14 protein-coding genes are annotated in these 15,245 nt (G+C 42.7%); 2 read left to right on the plus strand and 12 right to left on the minus strand.

What is annotated here, in order from left to right; all coding sequences use genetic code 11:
• Nucleotides 1-3 precede the first annotated feature (3 nt).
• The 7 genes from ELQ35_RS00765 to cymR form a co-directional block, all read right to left on the minus strand.
• Nucleotides 4-192, minus strand: a complete 189-nt coding sequence (locus tag ELQ35_RS00765) for a hypothetical protein (RefSeq protein ID WP_126863153.1) — start codon at nucleotides 190-192, stop codon at nucleotides 4-6.
• A gap of 15 nt (nucleotides 193-207) precedes the next feature.
• Nucleotides 208-684 (minus strand): PRC-barrel domain-containing protein, encoded by a 477-nt coding sequence (locus ELQ35_RS00770; RefSeq protein WP_126862949.1) that lies wholly within the window; start codon nucleotides 682-684, stop codon nucleotides 208-210.
• A 977-nt stretch (nucleotides 685-1,661) separates the two neighbouring features.
• Nucleotides 1,662-4,058, minus strand: coding sequence for an SF1B family DNA helicase RecD2 (gene recD2, locus ELQ35_RS00775; protein ID WP_126862950.1), 2,397 nt, complete (start codon nucleotides 4,056-4,058; stop codon nucleotides 1,662-1,664).
• Nucleotides 4,059-4,161: 103 nt separating this feature from the next.
• Complete coding sequence (locus ELQ35_RS00780) at nucleotides 4,162-4,830, minus strand: tetratricopeptide repeat protein (RefSeq protein WP_126862951.1); 669 nt, start codon at nucleotides 4,828-4,830, stop codon at nucleotides 4,162-4,164.
• Between the two features lie 305 nt (nucleotides 4,831-5,135).
• Entirely contained in the window at nucleotides 5,136-6,251 is a 1,116-nt protein-coding gene (gene mnmA / locus ELQ35_RS00785) for a tRNA 2-thiouridine(34) synthase MnmA (protein ID WP_126862952.1), read from the minus strand.
• A gap of 23 nt (nucleotides 6,252-6,274) precedes the next feature.
• Nucleotides 6,275-7,417, minus strand: a complete 1,143-nt coding sequence (locus ELQ35_RS00790) for a cysteine desulfurase family protein (protein ID WP_126862953.1) — start codon at nucleotides 7,415-7,417, stop codon at nucleotides 6,275-6,277.
• 33 nt (nucleotides 7,418-7,450) lie between these two features.
• A complete protein-coding gene (gene cymR, locus ELQ35_RS00795) occupies nucleotides 7,451-7,870 on the minus strand; it encodes a cysteine metabolism transcriptional regulator CymR (RefSeq protein ID WP_126862954.1) in 420 nt (139 codons plus the stop codon).
• 290 nt (nucleotides 7,871-8,160) lie between these two features.
• Between cymR and ELQ35_RS00800 the strand changes: the two genes are divergently transcribed.
• The gene (locus ELQ35_RS00800) at nucleotides 8,161-9,450 is read left to right on the plus strand and encodes a replication-associated recombination protein A (protein ID WP_126862955.1); all 1,290 of its coding nucleotides are present in this window, start codon (nucleotides 8,161-8,163) and stop codon (nucleotides 9,448-9,450) included.
• A gap of 19 nt (nucleotides 9,451-9,469) precedes the next feature.
• Here the strand turns inward: ELQ35_RS00800 and ELQ35_RS00805 are convergent, their stop codons facing one another.
• Nucleotides 9,470-10,411 (minus strand): ABC transporter permease, encoded by a 942-nt coding sequence (locus ELQ35_RS00805; RefSeq protein WP_126862956.1) that lies wholly within the window; start codon nucleotides 10,409-10,411, stop codon nucleotides 9,470-9,472.
• Entirely contained in the window at nucleotides 10,408-11,328 is a 921-nt protein-coding gene (locus ELQ35_RS00810) for an ABC transporter ATP-binding protein (protein WP_126862957.1), read from the minus strand. Before ELQ35_RS00810 ends, ELQ35_RS00805 begins: the two co-directional genes overlap by 4 nt.
• 396 nt (nucleotides 11,329-11,724) lie before the next feature.
• Here ELQ35_RS00810 and tagU point away from each other — a divergent pair, with 396 nt between their 5' ends.
• Entirely contained in the window at nucleotides 11,725-12,663 is a 939-nt protein-coding gene (tagU, locus tag ELQ35_RS00815) for a polyisoprenyl-teichoic acid--peptidoglycan teichoic acid transferase TagU (protein ID WP_126862958.1), read from the plus strand.
• 393 nt (nucleotides 12,664-13,056) lie between these two features.
• Here the strand turns inward: tagU and ELQ35_RS00820 are convergent, their stop codons facing one another.
• The 3 genes from ELQ35_RS00820 to ELQ35_RS00830 form a co-directional block, all read right to left on the minus strand.
• Nucleotides 13,057-13,278: a LexA family protein gene (locus ELQ35_RS00820; RefSeq protein ID WP_126862959.1), complete on the minus strand. Its 222-nt coding sequence runs from the start codon at nucleotides 13,276-13,278 to the stop codon at nucleotides 13,057-13,059.
• 122 nt (nucleotides 13,279-13,400) lie between these two features.
• A complete protein-coding gene (locus ELQ35_RS00825) occupies nucleotides 13,401-13,859 on the minus strand; it encodes a hypothetical protein (protein ID WP_246025917.1) in 459 nt (152 codons plus the stop codon).
• Between the two features lie 345 nt (nucleotides 13,860-14,204).
• Nucleotides 14,205-15,107, minus strand: coding sequence for an AEC family transporter (locus ELQ35_RS00830; RefSeq protein WP_126862960.1), 903 nt, complete (start codon nucleotides 15,105-15,107; stop codon nucleotides 14,205-14,207).
• Between the last annotated feature and the right edge of the window lie 138 nt (nucleotides 15,108-15,245).

The following is a 15,245-nucleotide window of genomic DNA, read 5'->3' on the forward strand; positions in this document are numbered from 1 at the left end:
TTTTCACAAGGTGAAACGCCTGTCATTTTCGTCGAACAAATCATCCAGGGAGCTTAAGCTTCCATCCTCTTCCACCTGATGGGTATAAATTACTCCATCCGACAGCGATAATTCAATAAAGCAATTCCAGCAATAAAAATGATTCACGCTAATTTTCCCGATATTTTTACTGCTGCAATTTGGACATTTCATTTCCATTTTGACACCTCACTGACAATAGACAGAAATCAAGATGGCATCCTTTCCAAGCACCGGCGGCTGTCTAGATTCAACCACCCGCTTACCCTCTGTTATCTCAGAGAAAAATCCATCCGTCGTTTCATATGCTACGATTGTGCCCATTTCTTCCTGGAAATATACATCATGCAGCAAGCCCAGTTCTTCTCCGGCCTCAGTAAGGAGCATTTTCCCGAAGAGTGAATCAGCGTTGAATAAATAATGATTGGCTGGGTTATTTTTGTTCTCCGGCAAAGGCCCAACACCTGAAAGAATGATTCCTTCAGAGCCGAAAGAAGATACTTCACCCAAAGAAAGATACATAGTCCTTTTAAAAAAGCTCTTTCGATGAACGATGATTCCTTCGACCTTCCCCGAATCGGAAATACAAAGATCGGATACCTGTCCTATTGTTTCGCCTTGCCTGGTATATACCGGCATCCCTTTTAACAAAGAAAACGTCCGCAAGGTTATCCCGCCTTTCCGAACATCTATAGTATCCGTTATCGGCTCCGTATTCATGAGGAGAAAGGTTTTCCATACAGCGTGAAGAGAGCCTTGATAAATCACAGCTCATACAATCAAAAGTTTACCGTTCACAAATTCGATATTTGAACACAATCCAGTTTCTGCTCAAAAATATGGATCAACCATCTATTGAATAGTAAAAAGGAACCATAAAAAGGAAAACAATAAGCCTTTTAGCTCCACAACCCAGATAAAAACAGCATTGCGAGAGGCTCCGCTCATAAATTTGAAAGAGAGCTCATAAATTTCGATAATCGCTCTTAAATCCTGATAATCGATCATAAATCATTTTTTGCTGCTTCAGATTTCCACAAAAAGGGTAATTGTGGACACTTTTGTCTCCACCTGCTCCGAGAACGGGGATAAAAACAGCTTTTCCAACAAAAAGCGACGGCTCCACTCGTAAATAGGAAAGAAAGCTCATAAATTTCGATAATCGCTCTTAAATCTTGATAATCGATCATAAATCATGTTTGGCTGCTTCGAATTTCCACAAAAAGAGTAATTGTGGACACTTTTGTCTCCACCTGCTCCGAGAATGGGGATAAAAACAGCTTTTCCAACAAATAGCGACGGCTCCGCTCGTAAATAGGAAAGAAAGCTTATAAATTTCGATAATCGCTCTTAAATCCTGATAATCGATCATAAATCATGTTTGGCTGCTTCGAATTTCCACAAAAAGGGTAATTGTAGACACTTTTGTCTCCACCTGCTCTGGGGACAGGGATAAAAACAGCTTTTCCAACAAAAAGCGACGGCTCCACTCGTAAATAGGAAAGAAAGCTCATAAATTTCGATAATCGCTCTTAAATCATGTTTGGACACTTTCGGTTTCCATAAAAAGGAAAATAGTTTAACAAAAAGCAGTATTGCTCAAAAAGCGACAGCTCTTTTACACGAAAGTAGCGGCCGTCCTTTTATTTCCCGATAAAATCATACGGTGTTACATCTTCCATTCCAATCATTGGGTCTGTATTAAGCAGATTCTCCAAATATTCTATTGGATCAGCCTTTTCACCGATTTCCGGTGCGGACATTTCACTTTTGAGCTTTTCGAGTAATGTTGTTTTCCGGCGTTGCTCATTATTTCTTTCAACACCCAGGCGAAGTGCTTCCTCTTCTCCGCACAAAATCAAAAAGTTCTTGCTGCGGGTAATCGCCGTGTAAATTAGATTCCGGCGCAGCATTCGATAATAGCTTTTCACGATCGGAAAAATCACGATCGGAAACTCGCTGCCCTGTGATTTATGGATGGAAGTGCAAAAAGCATGGGTTATTTGTGACAGATCCTGCCTGGTGTAGGTTACTTCAATCCCCTCAAAGGAAATAATCAGCTTGTCGACATTATCCGTGTTTTCCTTGGCAAATAAAATCGAAACAATTTCCCCGATATCGCCATTAAAAACGCCGCTTTCTGGCTGATTGACCAATTGGAGCACTTTATCTCCGGTACGGTATGATATGTCGCCAAATTTGATCTCGCGTTTTTTATTGTCGTCATTGCTGTTGAACACTTCCTGCAGCATTTTATTTAAGTTATCGATTCCCGCCGGTCCTTTGTACATCGGTGCCAGAACCTGGATGTCACGTGCCGTAAAGCCTTTTTTACGTGCATTCCGGACGACTTTTTCGACTGCCTCGGCAATTTGGGCTGTATTGCATCTGATAAACGAACGGTCAGCCTGCTGTTTTTCAACATCATACGGCAAGGTTCCGCGTTTGATTTCATGGGCTAATTCAATGATCGACGATCCATTGGCCTGCCGGTAAATATGCTCAAGGGCAACGGTTGGCACACAATCTGATGCGAGCAAATCCTTTAGAACCTGTCCCGGGCCGACTGATGGGAGCTGATCCTCATCACCGACCAAAATGACCTGGACATGTTCGGGCAGTGCCTTGAACAGCTGATGCGCAAGCCATGTATCCACCATCGAAACTTCATCAATGATGACGATTTTGCCGTTAATTGGATTATCCTCATCATGCGAAAATCCTTCACTTCCATTCCAGCCAAGCAAGCGGTGGATCGTTACCGCCGGGATTCCCGTCGATTCGGACATCCGTTTCGCAGCCCTTCCGGTAGGTGCGGCCAAAATGAACGGGAACGGATCATCCTCATTTTTATAATCGTTAATATCCATCGAGATGCCATGAAGTTCGCTGTACAATTCGACGATCCCCTTGATGACCGTCGTTTTTCCGGTGCCGGGGCCTCCTGTAAGAATTAGCATCGGCGATTGCAATGCCGTCTGGATCGCTTCCTTTTGGGCGGAAGCGTATTCAACATCAAGCCGTTCTTCCAGCTCGCCAAGCGCCAGTAAAAACTCCGATTCAGGAAATTGATTTTCATATTCTGTTTGGGAGAGAATTCGATTGATATTGGTTACAATCCCTTTTTCCGAAAAGTAGAGCGACGGAAGGTAAACCCTTCTTTCTTCGACAATGATTTTTTCCTCTTCGCCAAGCTTGAGGACTTCTTCGGAAATCTCACTGAATTCAATGCTATCCCGTTTGTTTTCCTCGAGCAGCTTTTTTACACTTTCAAGCAAATGATCTGCTTCTAGATAAACATTCCCTTCCTGAAGGCATTGCGATTCCAATGTATACAGGCAAGCTGCCTTGATACGGTCTGGATGGCTTCCGCTTATGCCAAGCTGATATCCCAGCTCATCGGCGCGGCCAAAGCCGATTCCCTCAATATCCTCAACAAGCTTATAAGGATTCGTCTGGATGATTGAAATCGTATCTTGCATGTAAATCTGATAAATTTTCATCGAAAGCTGGGGCCCGAATCCATACTGATTGAGCGCGATCATCACCTGTTCAAGGCCTTGATGTTCGATCAGCGTATCATATAAGCTTTTCGCTTTTTCCGGTGAGAGCTTTGGTATGCTATCCAAAAGCGATGGCTGCTCAAGAATTTTCGAAATCGCATTCTCGCCAAGCGTTTCGACTATGCCCTCAGCCGTTTTCTTTCCGATTCCTTTAAAAAGCTCGCTTGATAAATAGCTGACAATACCGTCCTTAGACTGTGGCATGTCTTTACGGAAATGGTCGACATGGAACTGCAGGCCAAACCGGGGATGGTCTTTCAGCTGGCCATAAAAAATATATATCTCATGCTCATGGATGCGGGGGAAATAGCCGGTCACAACAGCCTCCTTTTCCTCATATTTGAGGTTGGTTTCATCAAGGCGGATCCGTACAACCGAATACATGTTTTGTTCATTATGAAAGATCGTGACCAAATGCCTTCCCTTAATAAATGATTTCTCTTCCGAAAACAAATCCATCGAATCCTGCTGCGCCAAACTGTTTCCCTCCTTTTACAATGTAAGATCCTTCAACTAGCGAAAGATGTTTCAACCAAATCAAAAAAATATTCCAACTAAATCTGCAGAGGGATCATTCCGATCAGTTTTCCTCCGCTAAAAAAGTCTCCATCAAGTTCTTTCCGTTCGCTGCCAGCATGTGGTCCGGCTGTGCCTGCAACGCTTTGTCAAAAAACTCAATCGCTGTTTTTGGATCCTCAAGATGGGCAGCATAGGCGACACCGAGGTTATAATACGCATCCGAATGGTCCGGATCCTGCTCGACGACAAGTAACAGCTGGTTGATCAATTCGTCATACAACTCCGCATTGGCGAGACAGAGCGCATATTGAAATCTTGCATCGACATCTTCCGGGTTTAATTCAACGCTCCTTTGTAAATAGGGCATCGCAAGCTTCGCCTGGTCAAGCTGCATCAAGCTCATACCCAGCATAAAGTGAGCATCGCTGTTGTCGAGGCCGTAGCGGATTGATTTTTCGAACATATCCTTTGCCTCGATAAACTTTGCCTCATCAAAATACACGTTGCCAAGCGAATAATACGCGGCAGCAGCCTTTTCATCCAGCTCAATTGCTTTTTTATAAAAGTTAACGGCCCGATCAAGTTCTCCGACTGCCGTCAATACATTTCCAAAGTTGATATATGCTACTGGTTCTGCAGGATTTTCCTCGATGGCCTCAGAAAATACTTTTATCGCATCGTCATATTTGCCTGCCTGCATGTATTGAATTCCCTGTTGGTTTTTATCCATATCGATTCACGCTCCAATTTTTCTACTAAAGAGTATATCATATGTTGTGGTATGACAGAACAAAGCGGAAGCGCCTTGTAAAAGAACAAAAGCGCAAGCGCCTTGATCAGCCCCGACAAGCATAAGACGAGCAGCTGTATGGGGAGCGATTTTCTCCCCATCAGATGATTGGCTTATGACCTCGAGGGGCTAGGCGCTGGAGCTGGATGCAGATAACCTAGATTAAATTATCCACATAAAATAATTTTATAATTTCCTAAACAACGAAAAATCCCCAGCCTGATCAGCTGGGGTTGGCTCCGGTGTTATCCTACATAGGTAAGTTTTTCACCGCTTTTGAATACTTGATCGATCGTTCCGCCTCCAAGGCATACTTCACCGTCATAAAAAACGACTGACTGTCCCGGTGTTACCGCGCGAATTGGTTCGTCAAAAATTACTTCGGCGGTTCCATCTTCTTTTACCCTAACAGTGACGCCGTTATCAGCCTGGCGGTAACGGAATTTTGCGGTACAGGTAAATTCCGCTCCGGGTGCGTGACCCGAAACCCAGCTTACGTTTACGGCATTGATTGAAGTGGAATACAGCTTTTCATTTTCAAAGCTTTGTCCGACATAAAGAATATTTTTCTTTAAATCTTTGCCGACTACAAACCAGGGATCACCGCTGCCGCCGATACCTAAGCCGTGGCGCTGCCCGATCGTATAGTACATTAAGCCGTCATGCTTGCCCATTAATTCGCCGTCTAAAGTTTCCATATTTCCCGGCTGCGCAGGCAGGTAATTGCTCAAAAACTCTTTAAAATTTCTTTCCCCGATAAAACAAATCCCGGTAGAATCTTTTTTCGCCGCGGTTGCAAGTCCTGCTTCCCTGGCTATTTCACGAACTTGTTTTTTATCCATTCCGCCAAGCGGGAACATGACCTTTTCGAGCTGGTTTTGCGACAGCTGATTCAGGAAATACGTTTGATCCTTATTTCCATCGATTCCGCGAAGCATCTTGTACTCGCCCGCGCGTTGCTCGACCTGCGCGTAATGCCCTGTTGCCAGATAATCGGCACCGAGACTGACCGCATGCTCAAGGAAAGCCTTAAATTTGATTTCTTTGTTGCACATCACGTCCGGATTGGGGGTCCGGCCCGCTTTATATTCTTCCAAAAAGTAGGTGAATACCTTATCCCAATACTGCTTTTCGAAATTAACGGCATAATAAGGGATGCCGATTTGATTGCATACTGCGATTACATCATTATAGTCTTCTGTTGCGGTACAAACACCAAACTCATCGGTGTCATCCCAGTTTTTCATGAAGATGCCGACTACATCATAACCCTGGTTCTTAAGGATCAGGGCCGCAACGGAAGAGTCCACTCCACCCGACATGCCGACGACAACGCGGGTGTCCTTTGGTGCTTTATTCATCACCTTAAACCCCTTCAATCAATTTATTTTACAAGCCTGTTTATGATTTTAACCGTTTCTTCCCCTGCTTGTCTTATTTCCTGCTCAGTATTATTCAAACCGAAGCTGAAGCGGATCGAATTTTTCGTCCGCTCAGACCCCTTGCCGAACATCGCAACCAGCACATGCGACGGATCGATGGAGCCTGCCGTGCAGGCAGACCCGCTTGAAACGGAAACGCCCGCTAGATCCATATTAACCAGCATCGCCTCTACGTTTGTTCCGGGGAAGCTGATGTTGATCACATGGGGGAGTGAGGAGTCGGGGAGTCCATTAACTTCAAAGTTTATATTTCCTGCTTCAAATAACGCGAGCAGAAGACGCTTAAAGCCGCGGAACAGTTCCGCTTTTTCCCCCATCGAACCTTGCGCGATTTTGACCGCTTCGGCAAATCCCGCGATCGCCGGCACGCTTTCCGTGCCTGCCCTCCGTTTGCGTTCCTGTTCGCCTCCGTGAAGATGGGGTTGATGCTTGATTCCTTCTTTTATATACAAGAAGCCAATCCCTTTTGGCCCGTTTATTTTATGAGCAGAAACAGATAAAAGATCGATTCCCAGCTCCTTGACATCTAAGTTTACCAATCCATACGCCTGCACCGCATCCGTATGGAAAAAAGACTGGTGTCCCAGGAGGATGCTGCTGATTTCGCGAATCGGCTGGATCGCTCCTGTTTCGTTATTGCCGAAGATAATCGAAACGAGAATCGTATCTTCCCTAAGCGCATCTTTCAAATCTTCAAGCGAGATAACCCCCTGTTCATTAACAGGCAAATAGGTTACCTCAAATCCTGATTTCTCAAGAAACTCGGCTGTATGGAGGATAGCATGATGTTCAACCTGGGTAGTGATGATATGCTTTCCCCTATCCTGATAAGCATTTGCAATCCCAATCAAGGCTGTGTTATCGGCTTCCGTTCCTCCGCTGGTAAAAATGATTTCATTTCGAGTTGCATTAATGCTGCTGGCAATGACTTCCCTGGCTTCATCCAGGATATGCCGCGCCTCCCGTCCGAACGAGTGAATGCTCGAAGGATTCCCAAAATTCTGCTGCATAACATCCATCATCTTTTCGATCACCAGCGGATGCATGGGAGACGTCGCAGCATGATCCAAATAAATACGTTCCACAATTTCAGCCTCCTATCAGAAAAGCGCAAGCGCCTATATATAAAACATATAAGAGTCCTGTTCACCCGTATCCTTGTAATTGGCCAAATCCTCCAACGTCGTACTGTCGAGGACGTCCTTGACCGCATCACGGATTCTAATCCAAAGCTGGCGCTTGACTGGTTCTTCATCCTCGATGCCTTCTACAGGTGAGATCGGACCTTCAAGTACTCGGATGATATCCCCGGATGTAATATTCTCAGGGTTCTTTGCCAGCACATAGCCGCCATAGGCCCCGCGAATGCTCTTCACCAGTCCAGCATTTCGCAGCGGAGCGATCAATTGCTCCAAATAATGCTCCGATAAATTATGTATCTGGGCAATCGTTTTTAGAGATGTCGGACCTTCTCCGTGTTTTTTGGCGAGTTCAATCATAATCGTTAAACCATAACGCCCTTTAGTCGAAATCTTCATTATTATTACACCTCGAATTTTCCCTGCTTTATTCCTGCAAAAATCTATAAGATACCGATATAGTTTGGGTTTGAAAAGCAAGCTGGAAACAATTTACTTTTGAAATTATAGCATACAATGACGGCGAATGCATTTCTCCATATCATTTCCTGTCTTAAACGGCACTGCATCTGTAGATTTCTCGCTTTTTGGTGAAAAATAGTTTACTTTTATTATAACACGAACCTTTTTACATGTATGCCCGAACCTTGTTAGTCGATAGATTATTAAAATTTTTGGAGAGATGTTTGATGACCATTAAACCATTGGCTTTTCGGATGCGGCCGCGTTCCATCGGGGAAATCATCGGCCAGGAGCATCTTGTAGGTGAAGGGAAAATCATTTACAGGATGGTAAAAGCCAAGCAGCTTTCCTCGATGATATTATACGGCCCGCCGGGTATCGGTAAAACGTCCATCGCAAGTGCGATTGCCGGAAGCACGCAATTTGCCTTCCGTACGTTGAACGCTGTTACCAATAATAAAAAAGATATGGAAATTGTCGCACAGGAAGCAAAAATGTCGGGTAAGGTAATCTTGCTTTTGGATGAAGTCCATCGCCTCGATAAAGCAAAACAGGATTTCCTGCTGCCCTACCTTGAAAATGGGATGATCACGTTAATCGGCGCGACCACAATCAATCCTTACCATGCTATTAACCCGGCCATCCGAAGCCGCTGCCAGATATTTGAGTTAAAGTCACTTGAAGCTGAAGACATGGCCATTGCTTTGGAAAGAGCTCTTCAGGACGAAGAGCACGGCCTTGGCGGATATAAAACAAGGGTCGCCGACGAAGCACTGTCTCATTTAGCATCAGCGGCTAACGGAGATCTCAGAAGCGCCTTGAACGCTTTGGAGCTGGCAGTGATTTCGACGGAACCCGATGACGAAGGCGTGATAGAGGTTGATTTGGCAACAGCGGAAGAATGCATCCAGAAGAAAAGCTTTTCCCACGACAAAGACGGTGACGCCCATTATGACGTTTTGTCCGCCTTCCAAAAATCAATCCGCGGCAGTGACGTGAATGCCGCCCTCCACTATCTTGGCAGATTGATAGAAGCCGGAGACATTGTCAGCATCGCCCGCAGATTAATCGTGATTGCTTATGAAGATATCGGGCTTGCGAATCCCCAGGCCGGGCCGCGTGCCCTCGCGGCGGTGGAAGCTGCGGAACGCCTTGGTTTCCCCGAAGGAAGGATCCCGCTTGCGGATTCAGTTGTCGAACTTTGCCTTTCGCCGAAATCCAACTCGGGCATACTTGCCATTGATGCGGCCCTTGACGACATTCACAGCGGCAACAGCGGAGACGTGCCTGATCATTTAAAGGACGCCCATTATAAAGGAGCCAAAGAACTCGGACGCGGAATTGACTATCTTTATCCGCATAACTATGAAAATGGATGGGTCAAGCAGCAATACCTTCCTAATAAGTTAAAAAGCAAAAAGTATTATCAGCCAAAAAAGACAGGCAAATTCGAACAGGCCCTCGCAAGCGTGTATGAAAAAATTGAAAGCTCAGAGTCCTTTCCCCGCAGGAAATAGCCTCTGAGCTTTTTTAATGCTATGCTGCTACGTCTCTCTTAACAAACACCCAGAAAGAAATGACGTGGAAAATAATAAAGTAAATGAACAGCATGATTACCGAAAACGTAAGAGTCATCCCCTCAACCATTGGGACACTCTCAAAGTATTGAGTTAAATTGACATTGGCAAACAGTAAATATTTAGCCCATTCAAACTTTGCCGCCAGAAGGGTTGTAATCGTTCCGCCCGCCAATAAAAGAAAGATCGATATTCCAATAGCGAGCGAGCTGCTTCTGAACGCAGCTGAAATCATGAATGCCATTGTCGTGAACATCAATAAACCAATGGATGATAATAAATAATTTGTAACTAGGTGGATGACGAAGTTTTGCTCGACGATTTTGCCATCGGCATATGCTAGATAAGGGGAAGGGTTGTCAAGCCCAAAGAAAATCGCGCCACAAACAAAGCTTATAATAAACAAAAGCAAAAGCATCGCAAGTGAAAAAAGCAAGACAACAACATATTTGCTCAGCAGAATTTTCACTCTGCTGATTGGCCTGATCAACAATAGTTTAATCGTTCCCCAGCTAAACTCGCTGGCAACCATACCAGCTGCAACGATAATCGTCAACAAGGCGACAATATCAATCAATTGCATCATATCTTCTATAAAGGACCAAGCTGAATAATCCTCAGCCGGAGATATATTATGTTCAATTCGGTACTCGTTTTCAGCAATGTCTTTCCTAATCAATTCTTTGTTTTGTTCTCCGGGCATTGATTCTATACTTTTTTCCATTTCTCTGTTTTGCATTTGAAGCTCCGTCTTCCAGTTGTTGTCGGGAGACTGCTCATTATCGGTGGTAACGATAACAATGGAAGACGCCAAAATCAGCAATGCTAAAATGCCAATCATAATATAAGTCGTTTTTCTTTTAAAAATCTTTACCCACTCATTCACAATTAACCCCATTATGCCACGCCTCCTTTATCACCGGTAATCTCAAGAAATTTATCTTCCAGTGATTTACTGATCGGAGAAACTTGATAAATCTCAATTTCGTTTTCTACCAGTTTGTTAATCACATTTGGTATCTCCGCTTTCGAACCCTTGATATGGATGCTTTGCTGTGAAACGATTACATCTTCCTCAGAAAAAGACTTTTTCAGTACTTCATAGGCTTTTTGCAGTGGTTTGGCATTGATTACGTACGATTGTTTGTCTTCCTGCATGATCTCCCTGACGTTTTGGACGTCTATCATTTTTCCATTTTGGATGATGCCGATTCGATCGCACATCATTTCCATTTCTGAGAGCAGATGGCTTGAAACGATCACTGCCATATTCTCCTCACGGGCGAGCTTCTTCAAATAATCGCGGATTTCACGTATTCCCGCCGGATCAAGGCCGTTTGTCGGCTCATCCAAAATCAACACCTTTGGCCGGTGAAGCAGTGCCTGGGCGAGCCCAAGACGCTGACGCATTCCTAGCGAATACGTTTTTACCTTTTCTTTAATTCTCTGAGTCAAACCTACAAGCTCGACTATTTCTGCAATTCTTTCGCTCGAAACACCTCCGGTCATACGGGCATAATGTTTCAGATTGTCGTAGCCGGACATGAATTTGTACATTTCCGGATTTTCGACAATTGCTCCAATGTGTTTTACCGCATCTTCGAAATTCGTTTTCACGCTATGCCCGCCGATATGAATATCGCCGGAGGTAATTTTCATTAATCCGACCAGCATACGTATTGTCGTTGTTTTTCCAGCTCCATTCGGCCCCAGGAATCCGAAGATTTCCCCCGCATAAACATCAAAGCTGATGCTATCAATAATCGTTTTATTGTTGATTTTTTTTGTGACATTCGATAACGAAACGACCGTTTCCAAATTAGGCACTCTCCTTTTCCGCTTGAAATAATTGCTTCATCCAGGGAAACGACGGATTTACCCTGTTCTTCCCTGATCTTTTCCACTTGTTGATGCAGGAAAGTGCAAGAACGAGCTTCAGCTTTCCCCGATTACCCTTTGATAAAGAACCTACCAGAGGTTTGGGATTTATCTCCATAAACTCTAGCATTTCGCACGCCTTTTGTCTATCAAAATCTGGAAATTAAAAGTCGTTACAATCAATTATTTGTTTTACGGAAAAAATGAAACGTTTACATTGCTTATAAACAAATCTTGTTATTGATCTACAAAAATAGCTATGCTTTTTAAAAGACTTTATATATAATTATCTTGTTACAGATACTTTACGTTTATTAGGAAGGAACCTAGAAGAAGATGCCTGAGAAAACACGGAGAAGAAAGAAAAAGAAGAAATGGCCGAAAGTTGTTGGAATTGTCATTTTGCTGCTTCTAATAGCCGGTGGCACTTACTTGTACTCTGTTTACCATTCACTGACAGCTGCAGTGGAAACCATGCATACACCAATTGATCGGGAGAAATCAGATAAAAGAACTGAAAAAATAGCTCTTTCCAAAAAGGAACCATTTTCGATATTGATGCTGGGAGTCGATGAGCGAAAAGGGGACAAGGGCCGTTCGGACACGATGATCGTCCTTGCTGTTAACCCTGAAAAGAACTCTGTGAAAATGCTAAGCATCCCGCGTGATACACGGACGGAAATCGTCGGCAATGACACAGAAGATAAAATCAACCATGCCTACGCATTCGGCGGCATCGAGATGTCGATGGATACAGTTGAAAACTTCCTGGACATTCCACTCGATTACTACATGCAAATTAACATGGAAGGCTTTAAAGATATCGTCGACGCAGTGGGCGGAGTTACGGTTAACAATGATCTTGATTTCACCTATGAAGGCGACCATTTCCCAAAAGGAGATATCACGCTTAGCGGCGAGAAAGCTTTAAAGTATTCAAGGATGAGATACGAAGATCCCAGAGGGGATTTTGGCCGCCAATTAAGACAGCGCCAAATCATTCAACAAGTCATTAACGAAGGCGCTAGCGTTTCAACGCTGACAAACTATGGTGGTATTTTTGATGCATTAAGCAAAAATGTAAAAACGAATATAACCTTTAATGAAATGGTAGACATTCAACAGAATTACAAATCTGCCGCGAATACTGTCGATCAAATGACAATTAAAGAAAACGGGACAAAAATCAATGGAATTTACTATGGAGTTGTCAATGAAGACGAAAAACAGAGGGTACAAAATGAGATGAAAACCCAATTGGAATTAAATCAATAAATCTTTTTACGCTGTTCAGGTCTTAGGGCTGAACAGCATTTTTTATTCAAGAAACTGTCGAAATAACAAAGATGATGAAGCAGAATTTGTAGAACGTTTTTTCGTTTCATTTAGAAAAAATAGCGGTATAAATAAATTAACAATAGTCAGAAAACATGGGATACATGATAAATATTATCTTAAGGGGAGATCACAATGAAGATTAAAGCTGGAAACTGGAGAATGTTAACCATCCAAGAGAAAATGTTGATTTTACAGGCAATAAGCCACCGTTCAAGAGTAAGAAGGAGTTTTTAATAGATTAGTGAGATGGGGTATGAATCAGGCTAAAAGTGGAAATAGATACCCCATTTCTTCATAATACGAACGATTCCTTTCATTAAAAGGAGGGATTCATGGCTCCTTCAAGATTCGTATCGTTCTCGGGCGTCCTTCGTCCCATGTTATATATCCTTTTCTCTTTAATGAATCAAGATGGCTTTTAACTGTAGAAGGCGAAATATGCAGTTTGTCTGCTATTTCCTGCTGAGCTGGTGGAAAGGCATTGTCATTGATAAAGTCACTAATAGCTGCCAATACTTCCAATTGTCTTTTGGTAATTTTTGAGTTGCGCATGATCAACCTCTTTTCTGACGGATCCACCTGTAAGTATACATCATTTATATAGTTCGATATACTTATATTATAATAGGTAAAATATACTATCGAAAGACAAACTAGTAAACATGTAAGGTGAATTAATAATTGTAATCCCACAATAACTTCCACTCGTCTTTTTCTATTGTCACAAAACAGTTTTGTTGCAATGTGAATTTGCCAAAACGGCTGTCAAATGTTTGGGTTACTGGAATTTCATACACTTCTTTTAAAGAAGTGGACCCCTTTCTTGCCTTCCATTCCTTGCGTTTTTTTGAATCGCCAATTTCAAATTTAAACGTTTCAACTTCCATATGCTGCATAAAAACATGAGATCGGTTTTGAATGTAAGCATTCTTATTGGGGAATTTCTCCTTCATATCTGAATGCAGGAGCTCCCAGGACTGTCCGAAATCCCCTTCAGCTTCATAGCTATAAAACTCCTTAACCAAATCCTCAGGTTCATTTTTCAAAAGAAAAAACATCTTCACTGAAAAAAAGATAATGATCGCGATAATTATGAGAACGAATATTGGTTTTTGTTTACGTTTGAACTTCACGATTCAGTCCACCCCTTATTGTACGAACCTTGTTTGTATCATTTATATGGGAAAGGCTTGAAGTTATGTAACCCAGAACCGTTAATGGATATAAAACTTCCTTATAGCATAAATCAGCAGAGAGTAAAATAGTGGTAGAAAAAAGGAGTGAAAACGTATATATGAGCAAAATCAAAGCGATTTTATGTCTGCTCCATCGGAACCACAAATACAGCTACTATTCAGATGAATGTATCAGATGCGGCAAAAAAAGAAACCGTTAGCGGGTGTTACTTTTGTAATTTTTGATTGCAATGAAAAAGGGACTATTCAAAAGATGAATAATCCCTTTTCAAACTGTACCAATCATAGAACAATCAAAAAGATAATCGGCAATGTAGCTAAACTTAATGTTGTACTGATAAAGGTGGCGCTTGACACAAAATCAGGTTCTGTATTGAATTGCAGAGCATACATCGTGGTATTCGCAGCAGTCGGCATCGCAGCCATCACAATCATAATTTGTTTTACCATATCATCAACCGGCAGAAACAGGGTAATAATGTAAGCAATCATAGGAGAGATCGCCAACTTGAGAATAAGCGATATCGAAACTTTGCTCTTTTCAATTTGTTTAATCGAAATAGTAGCAAGCTGCATGCCAAGAGTAAGCATGATCGTCGGGATCGCCGCATTGGCGACTAAATCAACAGCTGAAAGGATTGAGGCATTTAACGGTATATGAAGCTGCTGAAAGATAAACCCAGCAATTCCCCCGTATACAATCGGCATACGTTTTACCGCATTAAGCGCCGATTTGATTCCATTTCCATCAGGGCTCCCCTTTGCTGCATAATAAACACCGACTGTACACATAAGAAGCTGTTGTATAACCATCAGGATAATCGCGTAATCCAGCCCCACCGCACCAAACAACAAAAAGACAACCGGGGTTCCGTAATTCCCGTTATTCATAAACGAAGAAGCAAGGATCATTCCGCACGTTTCCGACATGGAGTATTTTTTAATAAACGATATAAGATAAACGACAGCGATAAGTGCAATACAGAGTCCGAATGTGTATACAATCATGTACACGTATTCGGTTTCAAACACCGTTGTATAAAAAGTCCGAAATACTAAAACAGGAGACATTAAATACAGGGCCATCGTGGAAATACCTTTCGTATCAAAATGGAATTTCCTTTGGCCGATAAAGCCTAAAACAAATATCCCGAATATAGGGAGAAGCACACTAAGAAATCCCACTTCACCAACCTCAATTCCATATATAAATCATAAACAAGTATTCTACAATCATCTTAGACTGTTATCATTATACTCCGTCTTTTTTTCCAAAACCACCTAAGAAGACCCTTCCTTCCAACTTTTTTCGCCAAGATGTCC

This window comes from Peribacillus cavernae, assembly GCF_003989135.1.
GTDB classification, from domain to species: Bacteria; Bacillota; Bacilli; order Bacillales; family DSM-1321; genus Peribacillus; species Peribacillus cavernae.